Origin of the sequence: Kitasatospora sp. GAS1066B (assembly GCF_041262605.1) — a bacterium.
Classification (GTDB): Bacteria; Actinomycetota; Actinomycetes; order Streptomycetales; family Streptomycetaceae; genus Kitasatospora.
Map to the genome: position 1 here is coordinate 131,127 of NZ_JBGCCO010000018.1, position 23,068 is coordinate 154,194.

The window sequence follows — 23,068 nt, forward strand, 5'->3', positions numbered from 1 at the left end:
GGAAACGCAGTATGCCGGACAGCGATGCCTTCGCCATGCCCACCTCGTGCTCGCAGCGAGGACTCTGGCTGACCCAGCAGTTGGACCCGGGCAACCCCTTCTACGTGGTTCCCATGACGCTTCGACTGCGTGGGCGGCTGGACCTGGGGGCACTGGAGCGGTCGCTGGAGGGCCTGGTCGCTCGCCACGAGTCGTTGCGGTCCACATTCGTCGAACGGGACGGCGAGATCCTGGCGGTCATCCACGCCGATCTGAGGATCCCGTTGACGGTGACCGATCTCAGTGGGCTGCCGCCCGCGGCACGCGAGGACGAGCGCGCGCGGATCGTCGCCGAGGAGGCACGCAGGCCGTTCGACCTCGCGACCGGCCCGCTGCAGCGTCAGATGCTGCTCGTGCTGGGACCCGAGGAGCACCAGCTCCTCATCATGAGCCACCACGTCATCACGGACGCGTGGTCCCAGGACGTGTACTTCCGGGAGCTCCGTACCCTCTACGAGGGCTACACCGGCGGGCGGGAGCCACAGCTGCCCGAGCTGGGGATCCAGTACGCCGACTACGCCCTCTGGCAGCAGGAGCTGCTCGACGCCGGCGACTTCGACGAGCACCTGGCCTACTGGCGCGAGAAGCTCCGGGGCGCCGGCATCACCGCGCTGCCGAGCAGCCGTGAGCGCGTGGAGTCGGCAGAACACCTCGGCGCGAGCTACGGCTTCGACATCCCCGCGTCGGCTGTCCAGGTCCTGCGCGACCTGGCGGCGCAGGAGCAGGCGACCCTGTACATGGCTCTGCTGGCGGTGTTCAAGACGGTGTTCGCCCGTTCGACCGGCGAGACCGACATCAGCGTGGCGGGGGCGATCGCTGGCCGTACCCGGCTTGAGCTCGACCAGGTGATCGGCTTCTTCGTCAATACGCTGATCCTGCGTTCCGACCTGTCGGGCGCTCCGAGCTTTCGTGAGTGCCTCCGGCGGGTCCGTGCCACCTGCCTGGAAGCCTACGAGCACCAGGACCTGCCGTTCGAGAAGGTGGTCGAGGAGCTGGCGCCGGTCCGCGACCCGTCGCGGAACCCGCTGTTCCAGATCATGGTCGTGCTGCAGAACGCGCCGGCGGAGCAGATCAAACTCGGTGCACTGGACATCGACTACGACCTCGTACCCAACAACACGGCCAAGTTCGATCTGAACGTCGTGCTGATCGAGCGCCAGGACGGCTCGGTGCGGTGCGTCTTCGAATACGACACCGCGCTGTTCGACGAGCCCGCCATGGCCCGGCTCGGCGAACGTGCGGTGACGGCGGCGGTCGGCGCCGCCGCGCGCCCCGACGACCCGATCAGCGAGTTGCCGGTGCTCGGCGCCGCCGAAGAACGCCTTCTGGACGCATGGTGCTCCGGGCCGACGGACTCCTTCGACCTGCCGCCGCACCTGCACGGCTGCTTCGAGCAGTCGGTGGACCGCTTCCCGGACCGGATCGCCGTGAGCGACGGCAAGAGGACACTGACCTATGCCGAACTCGATGCGCGCGCCAACCAGGTGGCTCACCGCCTGATCGGGCACGGGTTCGCTCCCGAGACCGCGGTCGGTGTGTGTGCACATCGCGACGTGGACCTGCTGGTCGCCCTCTACGGGGTGATGAAGGCCGGTCTTGCGTACCTTCCGCTGGACCCGGGCTACCCGCCGGCGCGGCTGCGCCACATGCTGGAGAGCAGCGGCGCCGCCGCGGTCGTCGGTCATGAGGAGCTCCTGGCCGATCTCCCGACCGAGGGGCTGGCGCTGGTCGCGCTGGACGGCGGACACGCCGAGCAGGGCGGCGTCCCGACGGCTCGTCCCGAGGTTCCGGTGACCGGTGCCCAGCTGTGCTACGTCATCTACACCTCGGGATCGACCGGGACACCCAAGGGAGTGGCCAACGAACACCGCTCCCTGGTCGGTCTGATGGCCTACGGACGCGAGCTGTTCTCCGACGGGGAACTCGCCGGGTTCTCCGCCACCTGCTCGGCGAGCTTCGACCTTTCGGTCATGGAGCTCTTCATTCCGCTCTCGCACGGCGGCACGCTGCTGATTGCGCGGGATGCGCTCGACCTGGCCGCCGTTCCGTTCCCCGTACCGGTGCGTGCGATGCACACCGTTCCGTCGATCGCGGCCGAACTGGTGCGTGCCGGCGGCCTTCCGGCGACTCTGGAGACCGTGGTACTCGCGGGCGAGGCCCTCCCCGCGGAGCTCGTGGGCCGGCTCGGTGACCGGATCGCGGGACTTCGGGTGGTCAACATCTACGGGGTCACCGAAGCGGCGTGCTCGTCCACAGCGGCTTTTCCCGGGGCTGCCGAGCACGGCTCCGTTCCCATCGGTGCGCCGATCCGCGGCGTCCGGACCTACGTGCTGGACGCCGACCTGCGCCCGGTGCCGATCGGCACACCGGGGCAGTTGTACCTGGGCGGCCCCGCCACCGGGCGGTGCTACATCGGCAACCCGCGCCTGAGCGCGGAGCGCTTCCTACCTGATCCGTTCGACCGGACCCCGGGCGCCCGCATGTACCGCACCGGCGACTCGGTCCGCTGGAACAGCAACGGGGAACTGGAGTACCACGGGCGCGGCGACTCACAGACCAAGCTGCGCGGAGTGCGGATCGAGCTCGGCGAGCTGGAGTCGGTCGCCAGGACCTGCGACGACGTCGCCCAGGCCGTGGCGGTGGTCACGCGGGCCGTGCAGGGGCACGAGATCCTGGTCTGCTACCTCACCGCGCTGCCGGGCCGGCAGGTCGATACCGACCAGGTGCTGGGCCAACTGGCCGAGCGGATACCCCGGTTCCTCGTCCCGGGTCGACTCGTGGTGATCGATGCGTTCCCGCTCAACCCCAACGGCAAGATCGATCGTGCCGCGCTGACAGCACAGGAGCCGGCCGCCGAGCCGGCGGAGCGCCCTGGCCGGGCGACCGCTCCGCTGGCCGGGACAGAGGCACGGATCGCTGAGGTGTGGAGCAGGGTGCTCGGCCTCGACCGCGTCGGGCGGCACGACAACTTCTTCGACGTCGGTGGGCACTCCCTACTGTTGCTGCGGGTCCGCTCGATCCTGGCAGCCGAGTTGGGACACGAGATTCCCATCGTCGACTTCTTCAGCCACCCGACGGTCGCGGCGATCGCCCGGCACATCGAGGCCGGCGGCCGGTCGAGTGCCACGTCGGCGGAGGTCGTCCTGCCCGAGGCCGCCCCGCCCTCCCCGGCGAGCACCGGACCGAAGATCGCAGTGGTGGGTATGCAGTGCCGTGTTCCGGGTGCGGAGGATGTCGAGCAGTTCTGGGAGAACCTGCTCGGTGGTCGTGAGTCGATTTCGACGCTGAGTGCGCAGGAGCTTGAGGCTGCGGGTGTGCCGGCCGAGAAGGTGGCGCGGCCGGAGTACGTGGCTCGTGGGGGGTTCCTGCGGGGGGTGGGGGAGTTCGATGCGGAGTACTTCGGGTTCTCGCCTCGTGAGGCGGAGTTGCTCGATCCGCAGCAGCGGTTGCTGTTGGAGGTGGCGACCGAGGCTCTGCAGCGGTCGGGCCATGATCCGCAGCGGTTCCCCGGGCTGATCGGCATCTACGCCGGAGTCGGCTTCGGCGACTACGCGTGGAACAACCTCCTGCCGAACATCCACCGCCTGGAGGAGACCGGTGGGTTCCAGCTGGGGTTGGCCATCGACAAGGACTTCACGGCCAGCCGGGTGGCGTACAAGCTCGACCTCCGGGGTCCCGCGATCACGGTGCAGACTGCCTGTTCGACGTCGCTGGTCGCCGTGCACCTGGCCGTTCAGGCGCTGCTCAACGGCGAGACCGACCTGGCACTGGCCGGAGGGTCCTCGATCCTCGTCCCGGCTCGCGGCTACCTGTACCAGGAAGGCGGGATCACCTCTCCTGACGGGCACTGCCGGCCGTTCGACGCGAAGTCGGCCGGCAGCGTGCCGGGCAGTGGCGCCGGGGTGGTCGTGCTGCGCAGGCTGGAGGACGCCCTCGCCGACGGTGACACCATCCACGCCGTGATCACCGGTACCGCGGTCAACAACGACGGTGCAGGCAAGGTCGGTTACACCGCTCCGAGCGTCGAAGGACAGGTCGCGGCGATCCGCGGCGCGCTGCGAGCGGCCGGAACGCGCCCTGAGGAGATCGGCTACGTCGAGGCGCACGGTACCGCGACCTCGCTCGGGGATCCCATCGAGGTGGCGGCGCTCAGCGAGGCGTTCGGCGCGAGCCCCGCTCTGGCACCGGCCAGCTGTGCGCTGGGCTCGGTCAAGAGCAACATCGGTCACCTCGACGCCGCTGCCGGTGTCACCGGCCTCATCAAGGCCATCCTCACCGTCGAGCACGGCGTCATCCCGCCCACGCTCCACTACACCGAGCCCAATCCCCATCTGGACCTGGACCGCACCCCGTTCCATGTGCCGACCAGCGTGACGCCCTGGCCGGCCACCCGCCTCCCGCGCCGGGCCGGCGCCAGCTCCCTCGGGATGGGCGGCACCAACGCCCACGTCATCCTCGAACAGGCCCCCGAGCGGGGCGCGACGCCGCCCGCCACCCGGCGGCCGCATGTCCTGCCGCTGTCCGCCAAGACCCCGCAGGCCCTCGACCAGGCCACCGCCCGGCTGGCCGAACACCTCGGCAGGAACGCCGGCCTGGCCCTCCCCGACATCGCCCACACCCTCCAGTACGGACGCACCCAGCACCCGTACCGCCGCGTCGTCATCGCCGACAGCACCGAGCAGGCCACCACCCTCCTCCACCAGGTCATGGCGGCCGGCAGCGATCGGTCCTACGTGGACGACACGGTGGACCACGCCGGCGTCGCGCTGTACTACGGCCCGGCGGGCAACGGCGTCGGTACCGAGTTCCTCACGGGACTGGTCGCGGAGCTTCCCGCGTTCCGTCGTCATCTGAGCGCGCTGTGCGATGCGTTGACGCCCCGGGTCGCCGGTCGGGTGCGTACGGAGCTGATGGGCAGCCCGGGGCGAGCGGACCAGGCCCGGTCGCTTTCCGAGACGGCGGTGCTGGTGGCGCAGCATGCGCTGACCCTGACGCTGGCAGAGCACGGGGTACGGCCCTCGGCTGCACTCGGCACGGGACTGGGCGCCCTGTTGGCTGCCGCGGCTGCGGGGGTCCTCCCCGTGGCCGACGTCTTCGAGGTCGCGCTCGCTGTGGCGCAAGCCGCGCCGGATGCCCGGCTCGCTGCGGCGTCCCAGGAGCTGCGCCGGGTACCGCTGGCCCACCCCGCGCTGGCGTTGTACTGCGCCGCTCGCGGCCGGTGGGTGGAAGCCGAGGAGGCGACGGACCCGGGCTTCTGGGCCGCCCAGGTGGTGGAGCCGACGGCGCCCGACCTCCGTGAGGCGCTTGCCCAGGACCTGGACGGTCCCGTGATCGACCTGTCACTGGACAGCGAGCACGCCCTCGGCGGCGAGGGGGCGGCCTCTCCCGGGGCGGCCGGACCGACGGACGCCGTCGTACTTCCCGTCTTCGGGCGGCGGGCCGAGGACGTGCCCGCGAGCTACGGCTTCAGCGCGGCCCTCGCCGGGTTGTGGCTGGCGGGAGTTCCGGTGGAGCTGGCTGCGGCCGGCATTGAGCGGCCCAGCCGGGTGCTTCTGCCGACCTACGCCTTCCAGCGCAAGCGGCACTGGTTGGACGTGCCGAGCGAGCCCGTCCGAGCTGCGGCCGATGCCACCGAACGCCTGCCGGAGGTCTCGCGCTGGTTCTACTCCGCCGGCTGGACCCGCACGTCCTGGCCGGTGGCCGACCCCGACGAGAAGCCCGGCTCATGGTTGGTGGTCACGGATCCCGACGGGCTCGGCTCGCTGCTCGCCGACTGGCTGCGGGAGCGCGGGCACCTCGTGGTCACGGCTGAACCCGGCGAGAGCTTCACCCAGTTGGGATCCCAGCACTTCGCCTTCGACCTGTCCTCGCCCGAGGATGCGGAGCGGCTGGTCTCCGTCGTCCGCAGCACGTCGGGGGGATTCCCCGCACACCTGGTCCACACGCTCTGCGCCGTTCCCACGGCCCGGCCGGACGTGCGCGGACGCAGCCTGCACAGTGTGCTGTTCCTCGCCCGCGCGCTGCTCCGCTGCCAGGTCACCGGTCCGCTTCGGTACACCGTGGTGACCAACCGCGCGCTCGCGGTGGCTGGGGAACCCGATCTGGTTCCGGAGCACGCGATGGCCGCGGGGGCCTGCCGAGTCATCCCCCAGGAGATTCCGGGGGTCCATGCCCGTCTGGTCGACGTCGAAGCGGCGCCGACGGTCGAGGCCGGACAGCGACTCGCGGCGCAGCTGGCCGCGGAACTCGCGGCTGAGCCGGCCCTGCTGCCCGCCGACGTCGCGTATCGCGGAGAGGACCGGTGGGTCCAGCACTACGAGCCCGTCCAGCTCCCGGAGGCCGGTCCGAGCCTGCTCCGGGAAGGCGGCGTCTACCTGCTGCTCGGCGGCCTTGGAACGGTCGGGCAGTCTCTCGCCGCGCATCTCGCCCACGCGCGGTCGGCCAAGCTCGCAGTGGTGCACCGCCAAGCCCTGCCACCCCGCTCACAGTGGCCGAGCCTCCTTCGTGGGGAGCCGGACTCGCTGGTGGCTTCGAGGATCGCGGCGGTAAGCCGGCTGGAAGAGGCCGGGGCCGAGGTGCTCACCTTCGCCGCGGACCTGGCCGACCCGGCACAGATGCGCGAGGTGATCCGCCAGGTCACCGACCGCTTCGGTGCGCTGAACGGTGTCCTCCACTGTGCGGGCACGGTCGCCGAGGGCCCGGCGCTGGCACTGGACGAGCTCGATCGCGGCACCTGCGATCAGCAGGTCCGCTCCAAGGTCGAGGGCCTGCAGGTGCTGGCCGAGGTCACCGACGGACTCACGTTGGACTTTGTTCTGCTGGTCTCCTCACTCAGCCCGGTGCTGGGCGGTCTGGGTCTGGCGGCCTACGCTGCGGCCAACGCCCATCTCGACCTGTTCGCGCACCGGCAGCGCAGGCTCACCGGCGCCACCTGGCTGGCGGTGAACTGGGAGGGCTGGCGGCCGCTGCCGCACGGTCTGCCGGAGACGGGGAGCGGTGTCGTGCTCGGGGAGTCCCTTGCGGCTCTCGCCATGAGCCAGGAGGACGGCGGCCCCGTGCTGGAACGCCTGCTGCGTGGCCGGCCGTCGACCCAGATCGTGGTCTCCACCGCCGATCTGGGCAGCAGGCTCGCCCGTTGGGTGCGGTCGGACTGGGACCAGGAGCAACCGACGGTGGCCGGACTGGTCCGGTACGAGCGTCCTGACCTGCGCACGCCCTACCTCGAACCGCGCGACGCGGTGGAACGGCGGCTCGCCGAGATCTGGCAGCGCATCCTGGGGATCGAGCGGATCGGGGTCCGGGACAGCTTCTTCGAGCTTGGCGGCAGCTCTCTGCTGACGATCCACCTCGTCACCGCCATCCAACGAGAGTTCCAGGTCGCCGTGCCGTTGCACGCGATCGTCAGCGCCAGCACGGTGGAGCGTCTCGCCGAGGCGGTCACCGGGGCGGACCACAGCGCCGAGGAGGACGCGGTGGTGGTGCCGTTGCACGTGGTGGAGGATCCGGAGGCGGTGTTCTTCTGGATCCATCCGCTGGGCGGGACCGTCCTGTGCTACCACGAACTGGCCCGTCTGGTCGGTCCGCGCACCAGCTCGTACGGGCTGCAGGCTCCGATGCTGTTCGAGGGGCCTGACTCCTACACGGACCTGGAGCTCCTCGCCGCGCGGTACGTCACGGAGATCCTGCGTGTCCAGCCCGAAGGTCCCTACCGCATCGGCGGATGGTCCGGCGGTGGCATCATCAGCGTCGTCGTCGCCCGCCAACTGGCAGCGGCGGGCCGGGAGGTGCGGTACGTCGGAGTGATCGAGGCGGAAGCGCCGCGGCCTGACATGCCGGTGGTCTTCCCACCGCACGAGCTGCTCGGTGCACTGCTCAACCGACCCGGGCTTCGCGCCGAAGACCTTCCCGTTCCGCCGACGGAGCTGTTCGACGGCACACAGGAGGTGCGACACGCGGCCGCGGTGCGCTGGATCGCCGGCCGTGGGCTGGTTCCTGCGGACCAGGTCGAGCGTATTGCCCGGCTGTTCCTGGTCGAGGCCCGGATTTTCGACCTCGTCACGCCGGGCACGCTCCAGCCGTACCCGGGCACGGTGCACGTCTACCGCGCCGAACAGGGCGGCGATCGGACGGGGGACAGTGCGATGGGGTGGGGCGTGTGGGCGCCCGAGTCTCGCGCCCGGCAGATCCCCGGCACCCATCACAACGTGCTGCATCGACCGCAGGTGGGGGAGTTGGCCGAGCTGATCCGGGCTGCTGCCCTCGACTAGGGCCTGTACGGCGGATCTTTTCGGATGAGCCCGCGGCGTTGGGCGCCCGGCTGGGCGTGCGCCCGAGTCGTCCTCGTACTGGACGTACTTGGGCGATTCGGGCGTGCGTCCAGCCGGGATGCCCGGCGTCGCGGGCCCGGAAAGATCCGCCGTACAGGCCCTAGGGCCTGTACGGGGTCGATGCCCGGTCAGGGGCGGTCTTCACGGGACCGCCCCTGACCGTGGCAGTCGACGTCGCCAGGGGCGGATTCACTGCTCGACCGGGCCGGAGCAGCGCTTGCAGCGAACGCCCGGGGATGCCGGATCGGCCAGGTGGACACGGGAGTTCGCTATCTCTGCGGCATCAGCAGGGTAGGTCGAACTGGCGATCTGGAATCGGCGGATCGCCACCTCCTGATCATCTCGGTACAGTGCGATGTGCGCGGAGCCTTCCAGCGCCCTGGCTTCGCACGAACGCAGCTTCCTTTCCCGGGACAGGCTGGCGGCATGGCGAAAAGTCACCTCTGCGTTGTCCAGGTCCCGCACGGCCAGGTAGGCCTCACCGAGCCCGTTCAATGCGAAGCACTCGGCTTCCAGCAGCTTGTGCTCGCGGCTGATGCGAAGAGCAGCACGACCGTATTCGAAGGACTGCGGGACATCGCCGAGCGCTCTGTGCGCCTCGCACAGGACCACCTGCGCTTCAGCAGCCAGGTGCACGTGGGTTTCGCCGTCGGCCATCTTCAGAGCACGGTCCAAGTAGTCGACTGCCTCCTCGGAGCGTCCTTCCCGCACGAGCAGGAGCCCGATGTTCACCAGGGTGAAGGCCTCCGACAGGTCCCGGCCGGCCACCTGGTGGTCGTCCAGCACCAGGGAGAAGTACTCGAAGCTCTCCGAACTGCGGCCCAGCTCTCGGCAGGCAACACCCAGGTTGTTGTTCAGTACCGCACTCAGCTGCTGGTCGCCGAGAGTCCCAGCGATGACGAGAGCCGAGTGAAAGCAGTCGTACGCTTCGCTGAAACTCTCGTCGTTGATCTTGAGGATGCCGAGCTCGGTCAGCTGGTACATCTCCGTGTACCGATCGTCCCCGCGTCTGCTGATCTCGATGCCGGCTTCCAGGGCCACCCGGGCGTCCGAGCTACGGCCTCGCTGTCGTAGGGCGCCGGCCAGCCCGATGAGGATCAGCGCCTCGCCGTGCTCGTCCCCGGCCGACCGGGCAGCTTCGACCGCGTCCTCGAAGAGCTTGAGCGCCGCGCCCGGATAGTTGGTCCTCCGGAGGAACGGCTGGATGGCGCAGACCAACTGCCAGGCCACGCCGGAAGGGCCGTCACTGAGCGCGGTCCGGGCGACTTCGACGAGGTTGGCCGACTCTTCGGTGAGCAACTCGATGGCGTCGGTGGCCGATGCCGGCACAGGTATGCCGGTGACGGCGTGGGCGATGGTCGGTGTGACGCGAAACGGCCCCATCGCCAGCGGCGCACACCAAGTCGAGGCAGTCTGCAGGTAGTAGTCGAACAGCCGCCTGCGGGCCTCGCTTCTGCCTTCGTCGCTGTCGTGTTCCACAGACATCCGCGACGCGTAGTCACGGACCAGGTCGTGGAAGTGGTATCGGTCCGGCTGCTCCTGGAGGACGAGGTTGTCGTCGAACAGCGACTCAAGAATCTCTTGGGCCCGGTCGATCGGCAGTGCGGCAAGGGCCGCCGCGACGGGCGGACTGAAGTCGGGGCCCGGGTGGAGGCTCAGCAGGCGAAAGAGCCGACGGTGGTCGTCCGAAAGGCAGCGGTAGGACATCGAGATGACCGCTGACACGCTCCGGTCGCCGAAGTCCAGAAACCTGGCGCGCTTTTCCTGGTCGCTGAGTTGCTGGATGAGGTACGGCACCGTCCAGCTCCTCCGCTCACGGAAACGTGCGGCAGCGATCCGGATGGCCAGTGGCAGGCGCCCGCACAGCTCGACGAGTTCGGCGACACCCTCCTCATCGGACGCCAGACGCCGGGTCCCGACGATGTGGATGAACAGCGCGACCGCGTCAGCGGGCGGCATCAGGTCGAGTGACAGTGGGACGATGCCCTCCAGCGCCGGCAGACGACGGCGACTGGTGATCAGAATGAGTGGGCCGTTCGTACCGGGGAGCAGCGGCCTGACCTGCTGGACGCCGAGGGCGTTGTCCAGCAGTACCAGCGCTCTCTTGTCGGCCATGAGACTGCGCCAGGTAGCGGTGCGGTCCTCAAGGCCCGGCGGGATCAGCTCATCCGGCAGTCCGCACTGCCTCAACAGGTGGCCGAGGGCGTCCTCCGGACTGAGCGGCTCCACACCGACGGTGAACCCCCTGAGGTCGACAAAGTACTGACCATCGGGGTAGTCGGCCGCGACCGTGTGGGCGAAGCGCACCGCGAGCGCGGTCTTCCCGATCCCGCCCATCCCGTTGATCGCCGAGATGACCAGCGAGACCGATTCGGTCTGCCGGCTGTCCTCCATGAGTTGGAGGATCTCGTCCTGGCGCCCGGAGAACTCGCGGGGGTCATGGGGAAGGAACCGTCGTGTCGCCGGCACCGGCAGGCCGGCGGCATCCGGGGCCGCCAGGGCTGCTGGTGGAGCCGACGGGCGCTCCACTGCGGGAGGTTCGACCACTGACAGTCCCTGCAGGATGCGCTCGTGCAGTGCTTTGAGGTCATCACTCGGGTCGAGCCCGAACTCCTCGACGAGCAGCCGCCTGCCCTCCTCGTAGACCTCAAGCGCGTCGGCCTGCCGACCGGTGGAGTGGAGAGCGGCCATCAGTGTCGCGCGGAGCGCCTGCCGCGACGGGTGCGATGCGACCAGTTCGATGAGCTCGCCCACGACACGGGCGCTCTCGCCCAGCTGGACATGCAGGTCCATGAGCAGCTCGGTCGTCGAGAGGTACTCCTCCGCCAGCCGGGTTCCGACGTTGGCGAAGTACTCGCCGCCAAGTCCCGTCAGCGCCGACCCTCGCCACAAGCCCTGTGCCCCGGTGAGCAAGGAGACCGCTGTCCCCAGCTCGCCGTCGGCCACCGCCCGATCGGCCTGCCGTACTGCGGAGCGGTACCGAGTCAGGTCCAGCCGGTCGCTGTCCACGACGATCCGGTAACCGAGTTGAGTGGTGACGATGTCGAACCCGGCCACCGGCGCCATGGCACGACGCAACGCCGCCACCGTGTTGTGGATCTGCTGGCGTGCCGACTGTGGTGCTGCTTCCCACATCACATCGACCAACCGGTCCACCTGCACGACGCTGTTGGCATTCAACAGGAGCACGGCGAGCAGTCGATGCGAACGAAGACCTCCGAGCGGCAGGAGGTCGCCTGCCACCTCGACCTCCAGCGGCCCCAACAGCCGAACGTCGAGATCCATCCGCACCCCCATGTCGTGCTCGGCTACGTCCGGAGGGAAGCCGTGACCACCTGACGCGCGTACTCCTGGCTCCTGCGGCACCATGATCGCGCGCCAGCCGATCGTAAGGTTAGCTCATCAGTAGGCTGCCGGTAGCGGAGTCAGGTAGGTTCTGATCCATCGGCTGCCCAGGGCAACGATGGATCAACGATTAATCAACACGGGGAATACAGATGCGATTTGTGATAATTGGCGCACTCGTCGGCATGGTGCTGGTGGGCGCCGTCTCCACCGGGACGCACAGCTCTGCAGTTGTGCCGGCCAACTTGAGCTGCGTTTCCTGCCAGTGATGGCACGGCGAGGAGCGGCTACCACATCCCGGAGTACTCAGGGGTTCTACTTCACGGCTGCCCTGCTCCTCGTCATGCTGCTCACTTCTTCCACGCAGTTGCTACCAGCCCGGTTGGTGCCGGGTTGGTTGCAGACGGAGCGTGCCTCCATAACGGTGATGTGGCCTCAGGGTTGGGGCTTCTTTGCCAAGCAGCCGACTACGGATGCCAGCGTGGCACTCTTCGTGGGGGACGGCGGTCAGTTGACCGCCGCCCCCCAGCTGCAGATGGCGCAGTCCACGGACTGGGGCCTGAGCCGCTCGGCGTATGCGCGCTATGTCGAACTGGGAAACCTCACCCACCAGATCGCCGCCGGCGACTGGCTGGATTGCACCGAACTCACCCCTGCCGCGTGCAGGTCCATGGCGCTGCGTGCTCCTGTTGTCCGCAGTGTCAATCACACCTCACATCCGTCCGTCTGCGGCCACGTCTTGATCTCGGTGGAGAGCCCGACGCGTTGGACGACGAATACCCGTTTCTGGCAGAGCGACTGGAAGATCATCAGGACAGTGAACAGTGAAATCGAATGCGCCGGCTGACGGATCGCGCTCTCGCGTCGGCCGCGAGCTTCGACCCACGGGGCCTGCCGCTGGCCTTTGCCAGATCAGTTCTGGCACTGTCCGAGCTGATCAGCATCGTCTTCACCCCTGATCACAGCTTGTTCACCTACCAGCCTGGCCTGTCCAGTGGCATGCGCTGCTACGGCGCTCACGACCTGTCCTTGTGGTGCGTTGCCGGATCCACTCCGGCCGGCCTGCTCAGTAGCCGCTTGATTGCGATCGCCGTCCTTGTTCTCGTCGTCAGCGGATATCGTCCGCGCTGGACGTGCGCGCCTCACTGGTTCGTCACCTGGAGTCTGAGCGTCAGCATGACGATGCCCAGTGGCGCCGAGGAGGCCGCGCTCGCCGGAACCATGCTGATGATGCCGTTCCTTCTGGGCGACACGCGGATCTGGCACTGGACCCGGCCGAGTGAGCCGCTCGCCCCGGTGTGGGCCGGTAGTTCCTATGCCGCTTGGTGGGCAATTCGCTGCCAGATCGCCATCATCTATTTCACCGCAGGAATCTCGAAGCTCTGTACGGCGCAGTGGCGGAGCGGCCATGCGATGTACACGGTCCTCGTGGATCCGTTCTACGGGCTCCCGCCGGGAATCCGACAGGCACTCGGCCCGCTATTGGCCTCCGAAAGCGCCATCAGGTTGCTCACCTGGGGTGCCCTGGCCATCGAACTGGCCATTGCCGCAGCCGCCCTGTCACCGCGAAGAGCTCGCCGAACGGCTTTTTGCCTCGCGGTTCTGCTGCACGGCGGGATTATGGTCGCGATGGGGCTGGTCAGTTTCGGGCTCGTCATGATAGCACTGGTGTTGACCCTGCTCGTCGGCGACAGTCATACGCTCGCTCTGGCAGATGCCTCCGAGGCGGAGGCGGCCGACAGGCCGCTGCCTGGCGATTTCCAGCCAATGGCAATGAATATACCTGCAGAGATCATGGAGATTCGGTGATTCTCGACATTCAGCCGCTCGACCCGGCGAGTGCTTCCGAGCGCGTCCTTTCCGACTACTTCGCGATGCGGGCAGCATGCGTGGCGGCGGACACGCCGGAGGACCCGCCGCTGACCTACGAGACCTCGATCGGTCGGCTGCGTACGCCACCGCTGGAGGACGGGCTGTGCCGCTTCTGGGTCGGCTACGTGGACGGGCGCCTGGCCGGTTCGGTCAAGCTTGCGCTTCCCGAGGGCGAGAACAGCGGGATCGCGAGCATCGAGGTCAACGTGCACCCCGAGCTGCGGTGCCGCGGTATCGGGACCGATCTGCTCCGCTTCGTGATGCCCGCGGTTAAGGAGACCCAGCGCGCCACCGTGCTCGGTTTTCCGGTGAAGCCCGGCTCGGCCGGTGCCCGGCGCGCGGAGCACCTCGGATTCGACGTGACCCACAGCATGTCGATGCAGGTCCTGGTCATCGCGACGGCTCCGGAGACGCTCTGGGACGTTCCCGTCCCCAGCGGCTACCGCTTGGTCCACTGGACCGGTGCGGCGCCCGATCACCTCGTCGACTCCTATGCCCTGGCCCGGCAGGCCATCCACGACGCTCCGATGGGTCAGTTGAGCTACCGCGAGACCGTCTGGACCTCGGAGCGGGTTCGCGTGACAGACCGCGAACTGCTGGACGCCGGCACGGAACAGCGGGTTGTCGTCGCCATCGACGAGGCAACGGGTCAGGTCGTCGCTACGCACGTCATCCACAACTACCCGCACCGCCGCGAGATCGGCTACGTCCACGACACGTCGGTGCTCGCCGCGCACCGAGGGCACGGGCTCGGCCGGGCGATCAAGGCCGCACTGATGCGCCGGCTCAACGACGAGCGACCGGACCTGGAGCGCATCTGCACCACCACGGCCACGACGAACAGCCACATGATCGGTATCAACCGCGCGCTCGGCTACCACACGGCTCGGACCCTGGACTGGATTGAGACCACGACGGAACGGCTCACCGAAGAACTGGCCGCCGCTCCCAGCATGGGCTGACTCCAACCTCGTGCCTCCGGCGGGATGACGCCCCGCCGTACGCACACGCGGCCACCTCGGAGAGTCGACGGTGGTGGTCAACGGGCCGCACTCCAACTTCCACATCCAGGTCGACTGGACCCGGCCACCGCCTCGCTCACCGTCGATGACCCGACCGAGAGTTGGGAATGGGACAACGCCCTACGCCTGACCAGGATCAGGCTGGACCTCCCTCGGTTCCGCCTGGATGTATCCGGCACTGAAGGGGCACTGCGGGGGCGGTCACCGGGAGCCCGCCGACCGCTTGCCGGACGCTCAACGCCCTGCTGCGCTTCGGGCTACTGTCCCGGCAGGCGGCTGCGCAGCAGGGCTGTGCGGCACGATCCGCACGCGTGAGCCGAGCGGTTGCCGTAGCGGTGGATCGGGACACCGCACAAGCCGCACGGGCCGATCTCCCAGACCGGGCAGCCGAACTGCACGGCAGCGGCTCGGCGTTGAGTGGCGTTGGCCTTCAGCGTGGGAGGGGCGGCAGGGAGGGCGAACATGGAGTGCGGGACCTGGGCGAAGGTTCGCAGGCCGGTGGCGTCCGGGCGTTCCCGGCGAAGGCGGGGATCGTTGCGGGTGAGGGTCTCCTCGCCGTAGCGGCAGGTGAGATCGATCTCCTCGCCGGTGAAGGTGATCTCCTCGTCCGGCGAGTCGGTGGTGTCCTCCATCGCACTGGTTGTCTCGGGCCGGCCGACGATGTCCCACCACTTGTCCCGGTCCGCGACGGGAACCCACATGCGGGAGGCGGTGCGCCGGCCGTCGTCGTCCTGTATCTGCAGGGGAACGAACTCGCCGTCGGCACTGGCCACGACCAGGTGGTCCACCTGGGTCGGGGCCTTCTTCGGCAGGCACAGTGCCGGCAGGAACCAGCCGGAGTGGAAGCGGCCGCAGGCGCTACCCGTGGTCGGGCATGGACGTTCGCTGGTCGGCAGGCACTTCCAGACCTGCAAGTGGCGGATCCCACCGCGGACGAACATCGCGAGTTTGGAAGTGATGTCGCGTGAGGAGAAGTCGTCCACACGCACCCACGGTGCCCGGTCGATCAGCGCGGCCCGCTCGCTGTCGGTCACCCACAGTGGCGTGATGCCGATTTCGGCCGCCCTGCAGGATCGGCGGCGGACGGTCTCACTGGTGATGGGCGAGTATTGGGCCTCCCAGCCGATCCGTCTGCCACCGGCCCCGGTAACCAGGACGTCGGTGACGATGCGGCCGTCCGCCGAGCGGGCCTCGACCTGGGCGCGCAGTCCATGCCGCTCCGCACAGCGGGCGATCCGCTCCTTCATCGCCCGGTGGCGGGCGCTCTCCTCGGGAGTGGCTTTGTGGGTGACCGGCAGGTGGGCGGCGACAAGCACCAGATGGCCGTTCCTGCGCCGGGTGCTGATGAACATCCAGGGGGACTTGTCGGCGTTCTCCGACCGGCAGACCATGCCGGCGTGGTGGTCGAGGCACTCCAGGAGTGCACGGTCGCGGTCGCCGACCGGGCGCAGGATCTCTTCCAGCAGATCCGGGCGCTCGGGATGACCGAGGTCGGGGAGGGTGAGGTTGATCGTGATGCCGTATCCGGTATGGAACACGCCATTCGCCATTCCACCAGCGTAAGCACGCGCGGTGACAAACTGACCAGTATGTAAATCGACAACTTTCGTGATCTTTAAGGGACTTGGAGTCGAAGCGGAGTGTCGGGCTGTCATGGCAGCCATTGCCCGGCGGCAAGGACAGAAGCAGCGCAGGGGCACACCCGACGTGGAGCCTCGGAGGGTGAGGGCCCTGGACTCGTCCCCGGCCGCCTCGAGCCGGATGGCCATCCGCCCCCGGACAGCACCGGCGACGGGCGTCCCTCGATAGCCGACTTGGCAGGCTGTGCGGCGAACGGCAAAGGCCCGGTGTTCTCCGGTCCGCTGTGTTGTGCGGGCCAAGTGGAGTCTGCCTTGTCGAGGGCGGAGGCGAGTGCCGTGACGGCTTCGTCGGCGGAGTCCTTGAGGAGGTGGCCATAGAGGTTGATGGTGGTGGCGAGGGTGGAGTGTCGGAGGGGCTTGGAGACGATGGCGAGAGGGATGTTTTCGGCGATCATGATGCCGGCCGCCGTGTGGCGCAGGCCGTGCAGCCCGATCCGCGGGAGGTTGAGTTCGGCGGTGCGCTTGCGGAGTTGGTCGAGGACCCACTGGGGCCGCAGCGGCGTTCCGCCGGGGCGGGCGAAGACGAGTCCTTCGAGTCGGCCGTCGGGGTGGGCGGTCACCCGGAGGGCGGCCTGGCGGCGGAGAGCGGTCATGACTCTGGGAGAGAGGCTGATTCAAGCGCGGCCGGCCTCGGTCTTGGGCTCGCGCAGGTGGATCTTCCCGTTGTCGATGGCGGCGAGGGTCCAGCGGACGTACAGCTTGCGGTCCATGAGGTGCACGTCGGACCAGTGCAGGGCGAGGATCTCGCCGCGGCGCATGCCGGTGCCGAGCATGACCTCGAACAGGTCGGTGAGCTGGTCGGCGTAGTGCTCCGTGTTGTGGCGCAGGAACGCCGCGGCCTCTGCCGGTGTCCAGCAGGTGCGCTCGGCGGCACGGGGCTTGGGCGGGACGGAGTGCTTGGCGGGGTTGTAGCGCAGGTCCCAGGAGCGTACGGCGTGGTTGAGGGCGTTGCGCAGGGTGGCGGACCGGGTGATCCCGGGACACCAACGTTCGCCGTCGTGTCGGGCGTGGCGGCAGAGCGTGAGGGGCGGTGCGCGAGGCACGTCAGAACCAACTGGAGAGGACACGCACAAGACGACACACTGCCCGGAAGATCACCATCCGTAGCCGATGGGTAAGCGACCATGATCCGCCCGCAGGCGCCGGCCCCATGGGTCGGCTGACGGCATGGACGCAAGGACAGTCGGGCAGGCGCGACGCTACTTGCTGATGGGTCGACAGATCTCGGTCACCGGCAGTAGGTGCGGCGGGGGGCTGGCCCTGGGACCACTTTGGGACCACACCCGATGAGCGCCCATGAACCCTGATGGGCGAAAACGGACGCTTGTGTGCAAAGTAAACACTGAGCCACCGTCAGCGGCTCGCAGCATCACTCTCGCCGAGAAGTCCCAACTCACGTGCACATCAGGGTAGTTGAGCAACAAAAGAACCGAGACTCGGAGGTCTCGGCTGTCGGCAATAAGTGAACCCCTTGGGGGTCAAGGGGGCGCAGGTTCAAATCCTGTCGTCCCGACTTGCTGAACAGCAGGTCGTAGGCCGTTTCCGCTTCTGGCGGGAGCGGCCTTTTTGTCGTTGCGTCAGCTGGTGGTCGCATGGTGATCGCACCGGTCACATCGGAAGTGGCGCGTGAGCTGGGCGTTCGCGGTGGGTTCTGCGTTGGCGGTCGGTGAGGTGGTCGCGGAACTGGGCGATCAGGTTCCGTGGTCGGTCTGGGTGTTGGGTGGCGTGGAGGGCGAGTTCGGCGGAGTCGAGGAGGCGGGCGATGGCGTCGACGGCTATGCGGGGAAAGCCGGCTTCGTCGCACAGCCGATGGAACCGGTCGAGGACCTTCCTCGGGTTGAGCGGCCGGCCGTGGTGGTGGAGCACGCAGCCGAGGTCGTTGAGGGCTTTGCGGGCACGGTCGTTGATGGCGATCCAGCTGAGACTGCTCTGGGTCTTGGGGACGGTGCGGGTCGCCAGGCGGGCCGAGTTCCTGGTGGTCCATCTGCTGCCGGCGCACCGGCGCGACCTGGCGGAACTCTTCGGCGGCGAGACCGGGGAGCACACCGACAAGTTCGCACGCACGGAGTGGACAGAGGGGCCAGGGGGAGTGCCGGTGCTCACCGGAGCACTCGCCTGGTTCGCCGCCCAGATCGAGGAACACGCAGACTGGGGAGATCACGTGGGGTTCAAGTTGGCACCTGTCGACGGTCAGGTCCGTTCGGTCGGACCACCTCTCCTCCTGCGCCAGGTCGGCGGTGTCGAGGCCGGCCATCCGGCGTGAAGCCGGCCATGGCGGTGTCTAGCCCCGCACCCTCTCGGTCCCGGGGTGGTCGCCGAGCCAGGCGGTGGGTCGTCCGGGCCGCAGATCGGCAGTGCGCCGATCCCGCGCTCGGCCATCTTCGCTGCGCCCGCAGCATCGGCTCGCTCTCACCGACGCACTCGGCGCCCGGCGTCACCAGCTCACGGGCGGTCTTGGTGCCGGGTTTGGGCTCGGGCTCCTGCGCGGGCTTCCGGACCGCGGCCCGCCACGGCGCCGCGCGGGTGTGGACGACTTCGCTCTCAAGACGCCGGTGCGGGTGCGTCGCGGGTCGTCGCGTCCCCGGCCCTGTCAGTCGGTCGGGGCAGTCCAGTTCGCATCGTGCTCCCTCCCCGGAGGGGCCCGCCGTGCAAACGACAGGCACCCTCCTCGGGACGGCTCAATGCTTGAAGACGTCCTTGATCTTCTCTCCCGCCTGCTTGGCGTCGCCGCTGACCTGGTCTGCCTTGCCCTCTGCGGTCAAGCGCTCATTGCCGACCGCCTTGCCCGCCGCCTCCTTCGCCTTGCCCTTCGCCTTTTCGGCGACGTTCTTGACCTTGTCCTCGCCGCTCATGGCTGTTCTCCTCGGTGCTCTGGATGATGCCGACGCCCGGACCGGTCGGCTGGGCGTTCGGTGCGCGTTCCCCGAATGGGGGCGTCCATGCAAGGGCCGGCGCTGTCCGGTGAGGAGGATCTCCGCCCAGACCGTCTTCCCGGCAGGACGCGGATCGCTGCCCCAGCGTTGGCACAGCCGCTCGAGCACGATCAGCCCGTACCCGCCGGGTCGGCCGACGCCCGGGGGACGGGGGGCCGGTGCAGCGGGATCCGGGTCGCTGACCTCGATGCGCAGCGCCGTCCCGCAGTGGTGCAGGCGCAGTGCTCGGGCGCCCCCGGCGTGTTGTGCGGCGTTCGCGACCAGCTCGCAGACCACGAGAACGGCGTCGCTGCCGGCGGGTTCGCCGACTTCCCAGCCGGTGAGAACGTCGCGAGTGAAGCCGCGAGCGGTGGTGACCGCGTGCCGCGCGGTGGAGAGGTCGAGACGGTGTGCGTCGGCGAACCCGTGGCGGGCGCCGCCGATTCCGGTTCTCGTGATGCTGTTCACCCCGTCACCTCCGCCTGGTCCCGTTGGTTCTGGCCTTGCGCGGCGAGGCTGCTTCGGTTCGCGCCTGCCCTCGACGCGAGGTTCCACACCTGGATCGTGAGGCTCGCGCCGATGGAACGGCGTGCCGGCACGTCCGGGTTCTCTCACGGCTCGGACGTGTGCTGCCGTTGGTGCCGCCGCTCGGTTCGGCGCAGGGCCAGGAGAGGCAGGATGAGCCACGAGACGGCGAACCATGCCAGCACACAGCCGGTGAGAATCCCGGCCAGCAGCGGGTGGCCGGTGGCCGTCCGCAGCAGCAGGAGGAGTGCGGCCCCGATGGTGAGGCCGAGCAGGACCATGCCGCAGCCGATGAGCTTGCCGGCCACGTGGACCAGCTCCGTCTTGAGGTCGTGTCCCGCGAAGAAGTGGTGAAAGGAGACGGGGGCGATGAGCGCCGCGGTGGCGCAGGCGCCGAGGATGACGGTGACGACGTACAGGCTCTTGTCGAATCCCCCCAGCGACCCGAAGCGGGGAGTGAACGCCACGCTCAGCAGGAAGCCGAAGAGAATCTGGGCACCGGTCTGACACACGCGGACCTCTTGCAGCATCTCGCCCCACAGCCGGTCCGCACGCTCCTCGGCCGTCTCCTCACGACCGGGGCCGCCCTGCGAGTTGTGCGGTGGGGTTCCGGTCCGGTGCGGTTCGGTGTTCATGCGACGGCCTCCTCGGATCGAGGGGCTCCGGCCCGATGTGGTGAGCGTGAGGGGATGACCCCGTGCCGGTGCGGGGAGCCGTGGGAGCCGTGGCGGTCACGAATCCCGCTCGGCGTGGCTTTGGGCTGGCTGGTCCGGCTCGCCGTCGGTGCCAGCGGGTTTCCCGTCGAGCAGCTGGAGCAGGGCGGCTACGGTGCGGCCGGCTTCGGCGGGGTGTCGCAACTGGGTGTGCGGCGTGATCTGGTAGCGATTGCGCCGCCCTTCTCGCGAGTGCGTGAGGTATCCCTCCGCCTCCAGGTCGGCGACGATCGTCTGTACGGCGCGCTCGGTCAACTGGCACGCCGCGGCCACGTCCCGCAACCGGATCCCCGGATCCCTGGCGATCAGGGACAGCACCCGGGCGTGATTGGTCAGAAACGTCCACGGCCGATGGCTGCCGGCATTCGTGTCCACCCGTCCATCGTACGAGCGGTATTTCGCGTCCTCAAATATGTGAACAAATTTTCGTGCATTCCTTGACATGCTTCACCGGCAGACAGACGATCGGTCGTAGAACCCGTCCTCTTGCGGGAGGAGAACGACCATGTCCCGTCACCAGACGCGCCAGCAGTCGGTCTCACCGGTTTCGCCGACCGCCGCGGGCGCGCCGCCGCTGAGGCCACCATCGGCGGCTGCCCGGTTCGCCGTGGAGCTCATCGATCGGCCCGATGGGTCGGCTCTGGTAGCCCTGGTCGGCGAGGTCGACCACGACGGCGCTGACGCGCTCCGGCATGCGATGGCGACAGCCTTGAACGACCACCCCGCCGGGCTCGAAGTGGACCTCGAGGGCCTCTCCTTCTGCGACTGCGCCGGTCTGAACGTCCTCCTCTGGGCGGGTAGGCGCGCCGCAGCCAGCGGATGCGCCGTACGGGTGAGCTCCGTGAGCCCCCAGGTGTCACGGCTCATCGACCTCACCGGTACCCGAGAAGTGCTCGGTGCTTCCGTCAATGGCGCAGCGAGTCGGCCCGCGTGATCGCGTTTCGCTGATGAACGGCACAGTCGCCGGGGTGCGTCGCGCGGCCGACCGCGGGCGTACGCGACTCGGTCACCAGACATCGTCAAGCAAGCAAGAGGCGGCAATCGACATGTCCATGCCCGGGCGCTTCAGCTAGGCGGTCTGCTGACCACCGCGGCCGACACCGTTTCCGGCGCGCATGTCCGCGGCCGGCCGCGCCACTCGCGCGGCGAAGGACTTGCGGTCGCTCAGCGCGTGGGCAGGTCGAAAGGCGACGGGGGTACCAGGAAGGAACGTTCAAATGGCTATGCCGACAACGGTGGTGCCGGACATCGAGCCGAGTGCAGGCACCGATGCAGGCTTCTCCCCCCGTCGGTACGGGTTGCCGGAGATCGCCGATCCACTGGCCGTCAGCACCGCGGAGGCGAGGGAACTGTCGCGCGTCCTCCTGCTCCGCCTGTGGCAGACGGAGCAGGGTACCGAGTTGCACTCCTACCTGCGCGGGACGCTGATCGAACTCAACGTCTCCCTGGTCAAGTTCGCGGCCCGGCGCTTCCGCAGCAGCCACGAGTCGATGGACGACATCGTCCAGACCGGCACCGTGGGTCTGATCAAGGCCATCGACCGCTTCGACCCGGAGCGTGGAGTGGAGTTCACCACGTTCGCCCTCCCGACGATCATCGGCGAGATCCGCCGGTTCTTCCGGGACTCGACCTGGGCGGTGCACGTGCCCAGGCGGCTTCAGGAGGCCCGGCTCGCTGTCGCCAGGAGCTCGGACGAACTGGAGCAGGAACTCGGTCGGGTGCCCAGCACGGAGGAACTCGCCGAATTCGTCGCGCTGGCGCAGGACGAGGTGGTCGAGGCACTCGCAGTCGCCACCGCGCGCACCGCGACCTCGTTGGACGCGCCGTTGGACGCCGGGGACGCGGACAGCGCCCGGGAGTGCCGCCTGGGCTGCTGCGATCCGGCGCTCGCCGTGGTGGAGGACGTGCAGTCCCTGAAACCGCTGATAGCCGAACTGCCCGAGCGTGAGCGCACGATCCTGGCCCTGCGGTTCACCCAGGACCTCACTCAGGCCCAGATCGGGCGGCGCCTCGGGATCTCCCAGATGCACGTCTCCCGGCTGCTTGCCCACAGCTTCCGGGTCCTGCGCGCGGGCTTGGCGGACGGTCAGGACCTGGAAGCTGTGGGCGGGCCCGCGCACGGTGGGTGACGCGGAGCCGGGAGAAGTCGCGCGGTGCCCCGGTCGCGGAAGCCGGAAGCCGGAAGCCGGAGTCGCTGGGTCGTGCTACCAGCGGTACCAGCGTGACCGGCCGCCGCCGGCCGAGGCCCCGCGGGCGACGAAGCCGAGCAGCCACAGCACGAGCACCGCGACCGCGACCCACCACAGGATGTGCAGGGCGAAGCCCGCGCCGGCCAGAGCGATGATCACCAGAAGAACGAGCAGCAACGCGATCATGAGTACCATCTCCTCGCCGATTGCGTCTGCCCGCGAACGCATTCCCTACACGCCCACCCGGCCGCTCAGACCCGTGCCGGGTTCAGGGCCCAGGAGGCACGGCCACCTCCATGCCTCGGATGGCGACGACCCGTGCCGTGCCCTCGGGCAGCCCGTAGCAGAGGCCCACGACAGCGGTGCGACCAGCTGCGACCTCCTCGGCGAGCACGCTGCGGTCGAGCACCGGATCCGTGGCATGTCCTATGTGCGCGTTGAGTTCTTCAAGCCGCTCCAACCCGGCTGCTTGCGGGGGAGTTGT

General features: G+C 68.9%; 16 protein-coding genes. 7 read left to right on the forward strand and 9 right to left on the reverse strand.

Annotated elements, in window-relative coordinates; translation table 11 throughout:
- The first annotated feature begins 11 nt into the window (after positions 1-11).
- Positions 12-8,306 (forward strand): amino acid adenylation domain-containing protein, encoded by an 8,295-nt coding sequence (locus ABH937_RS21310; RefSeq protein ID WP_370219117.1) that lies wholly within the window; start codon positions 12-14, stop codon positions 8,304-8,306.
- A 249-nt stretch (positions 8,307-8,555) separates the two neighbouring features.
- Here ABH937_RS21310 and ABH937_RS21315 read toward each other — a convergent pair whose 3' ends face one another.
- Entirely contained in the window at positions 8,556-11,651 is a 3,096-nt protein-coding gene (locus ABH937_RS21315; RefSeq protein WP_280690568.1) for a BTAD domain-containing putative transcriptional regulator, read from the reverse strand.
- 403 nt (positions 11,652-12,054) lie between these two features.
- Between ABH937_RS21315 and ABH937_RS21320 the strand changes: the two genes are divergently transcribed.
- The 3 genes from ABH937_RS21320 to ABH937_RS21330 are packed head-to-tail and all read left to right on the forward strand — an operon-like array spanning position 12,055 to position 14,545.
- A complete protein-coding gene (locus ABH937_RS21320) occupies positions 12,055-12,558 on the forward strand; it encodes an SdpA family antimicrobial peptide system protein (RefSeq protein WP_280690567.1) in 504 nt (167 codons plus the stop codon).
- Entirely contained in the window at positions 12,546-13,520 is a 975-nt protein-coding gene (locus ABH937_RS21325; RefSeq protein WP_280690566.1) for a sporulation-delaying protein SdpB family protein, read from the forward strand. Before ABH937_RS21320 ends, ABH937_RS21325 begins: the two co-directional genes overlap by 13 nt.
- Positions 13,517-14,545: a GNAT family N-acetyltransferase gene (locus ABH937_RS21330; protein WP_280690565.1), complete on the forward strand. Its 1,029-nt coding sequence runs from the start codon at positions 13,517-13,519 to the stop codon at positions 14,543-14,545. The genes ABH937_RS21325 and ABH937_RS21330 overlap by 4 nt, the downstream gene beginning before the upstream one ends.
- A 317-nt stretch (positions 14,546-14,862) precedes the next feature.
- On the opposite strand, the gene ABH937_RS21335 is transcribed toward ABH937_RS21330, so the two are convergent.
- The 3 genes from ABH937_RS21335 to ABH937_RS21345 are packed head-to-tail and all read right to left on the reverse strand — an operon-like array spanning position 14,863 to position 17,288.
- Positions 14,863-16,260, reverse strand: coding sequence for a hypothetical protein (locus ABH937_RS21335; protein ID WP_280690564.1), 1,398 nt, complete (start codon positions 16,258-16,260; stop codon positions 14,863-14,865).
- Complete coding sequence (locus ABH937_RS21340) at positions 16,257-16,838, reverse strand: tyrosine-type recombinase/integrase (RefSeq protein WP_280690563.1); 582 nt, start codon at positions 16,836-16,838, stop codon at positions 16,257-16,259. Before ABH937_RS21340 ends, ABH937_RS21335 begins: the two co-directional genes overlap by 4 nt.
- Positions 16,839-16,859: 21 nt before the next feature.
- Complete coding sequence (locus ABH937_RS21345) at positions 16,860-17,288, reverse strand: tyrosine-type recombinase/integrase (protein WP_370219118.1); 429 nt, start codon at positions 17,286-17,288, stop codon at positions 16,860-16,862.
- An 863-nt stretch (positions 17,289-18,151) separates the two neighbouring features.
- Between ABH937_RS21345 and ABH937_RS21350 the strand changes: the two genes are divergently transcribed.
- A complete protein-coding gene (locus ABH937_RS21350; protein WP_280690561.1) occupies positions 18,152-18,508 on the forward strand; it encodes a flavin reductase family protein in 357 nt (118 codons plus the stop codon).
- A 415-nt stretch (positions 18,509-18,923) separates the two neighbouring features.
- Here the strand turns inward: ABH937_RS21350 and ABH937_RS21355 are convergent, their stop codons facing one another.
- The 3 genes from ABH937_RS21355 to ABH937_RS21365 all read right to left on the reverse strand — a co-directional run bounded on the left by ABH937_RS21355 (position 18,924) and on the right by ABH937_RS21365 (position 20,770).
- Positions 18,924-19,625, reverse strand: a complete 702-nt coding sequence (locus ABH937_RS21355) for a CsbD family protein (RefSeq protein WP_280690560.1) — start codon at positions 19,623-19,625, stop codon at positions 18,924-18,926.
- 143 nt (positions 19,626-19,768) lie between these two features.
- Positions 19,769-20,317 carry a DUF6328 family protein gene (locus ABH937_RS21360; protein ID WP_280690559.1) on the reverse strand — a complete coding sequence of 183 codons (549 nt, stop codon included), beginning with the start codon at positions 20,315-20,317 and terminating at the stop codon, positions 19,769-19,771.
- Between the two features lie 96 nt (positions 20,318-20,413).
- Entirely contained in the window at positions 20,414-20,770 is a 357-nt protein-coding gene (locus tag ABH937_RS21365; protein WP_280690558.1) for a winged helix-turn-helix domain-containing protein, read from the reverse strand.
- A gap of 130 nt (positions 20,771-20,900) precedes the next feature.
- On the opposite strand from ABH937_RS21365, the gene ABH937_RS21370 reads away from it, so the two are divergent.
- On the forward strand, positions 20,901-21,329 hold the full coding sequence (locus ABH937_RS21370) for an STAS domain-containing protein (RefSeq protein WP_280690557.1): 429 nt from the start codon (positions 20,901-20,903) through the stop codon (positions 21,327-21,329).
- Between the two features lie 283 nt (positions 21,330-21,612).
- The gene (locus tag ABH937_RS21375) at positions 21,613-22,524 is read left to right on the forward strand and encodes a SigB/SigF/SigG family RNA polymerase sigma factor (RefSeq protein WP_280690556.1); all 912 of its coding nucleotides are present in this window, start codon (positions 21,613-21,615) and stop codon (positions 22,522-22,524) included.
- 75 nt (positions 22,525-22,599) lie between these two features.
- Here the strand turns inward: ABH937_RS21375 and ABH937_RS21380 are convergent, their stop codons facing one another.
- Both ABH937_RS21380 and ABH937_RS21385 read right to left on the reverse strand, forming a co-directional pair.
- Complete coding sequence (locus ABH937_RS21380; RefSeq protein ID WP_280690555.1) at positions 22,600-22,770, reverse strand: hydrophobic protein; 171 nt, start codon at positions 22,768-22,770, stop codon at positions 22,600-22,602.
- An 82-nt stretch (positions 22,771-22,852) separates the two neighbouring features.
- The gene (locus ABH937_RS21385; RefSeq protein ID WP_280690554.1) at positions 22,853-23,044 is read right to left on the reverse strand and encodes a hypothetical protein; all 192 of its coding nucleotides are present in this window, start codon (positions 23,042-23,044) and stop codon (positions 22,853-22,855) included.
- Between the last annotated feature and the right edge of the window lie 24 nt (positions 23,045-23,068).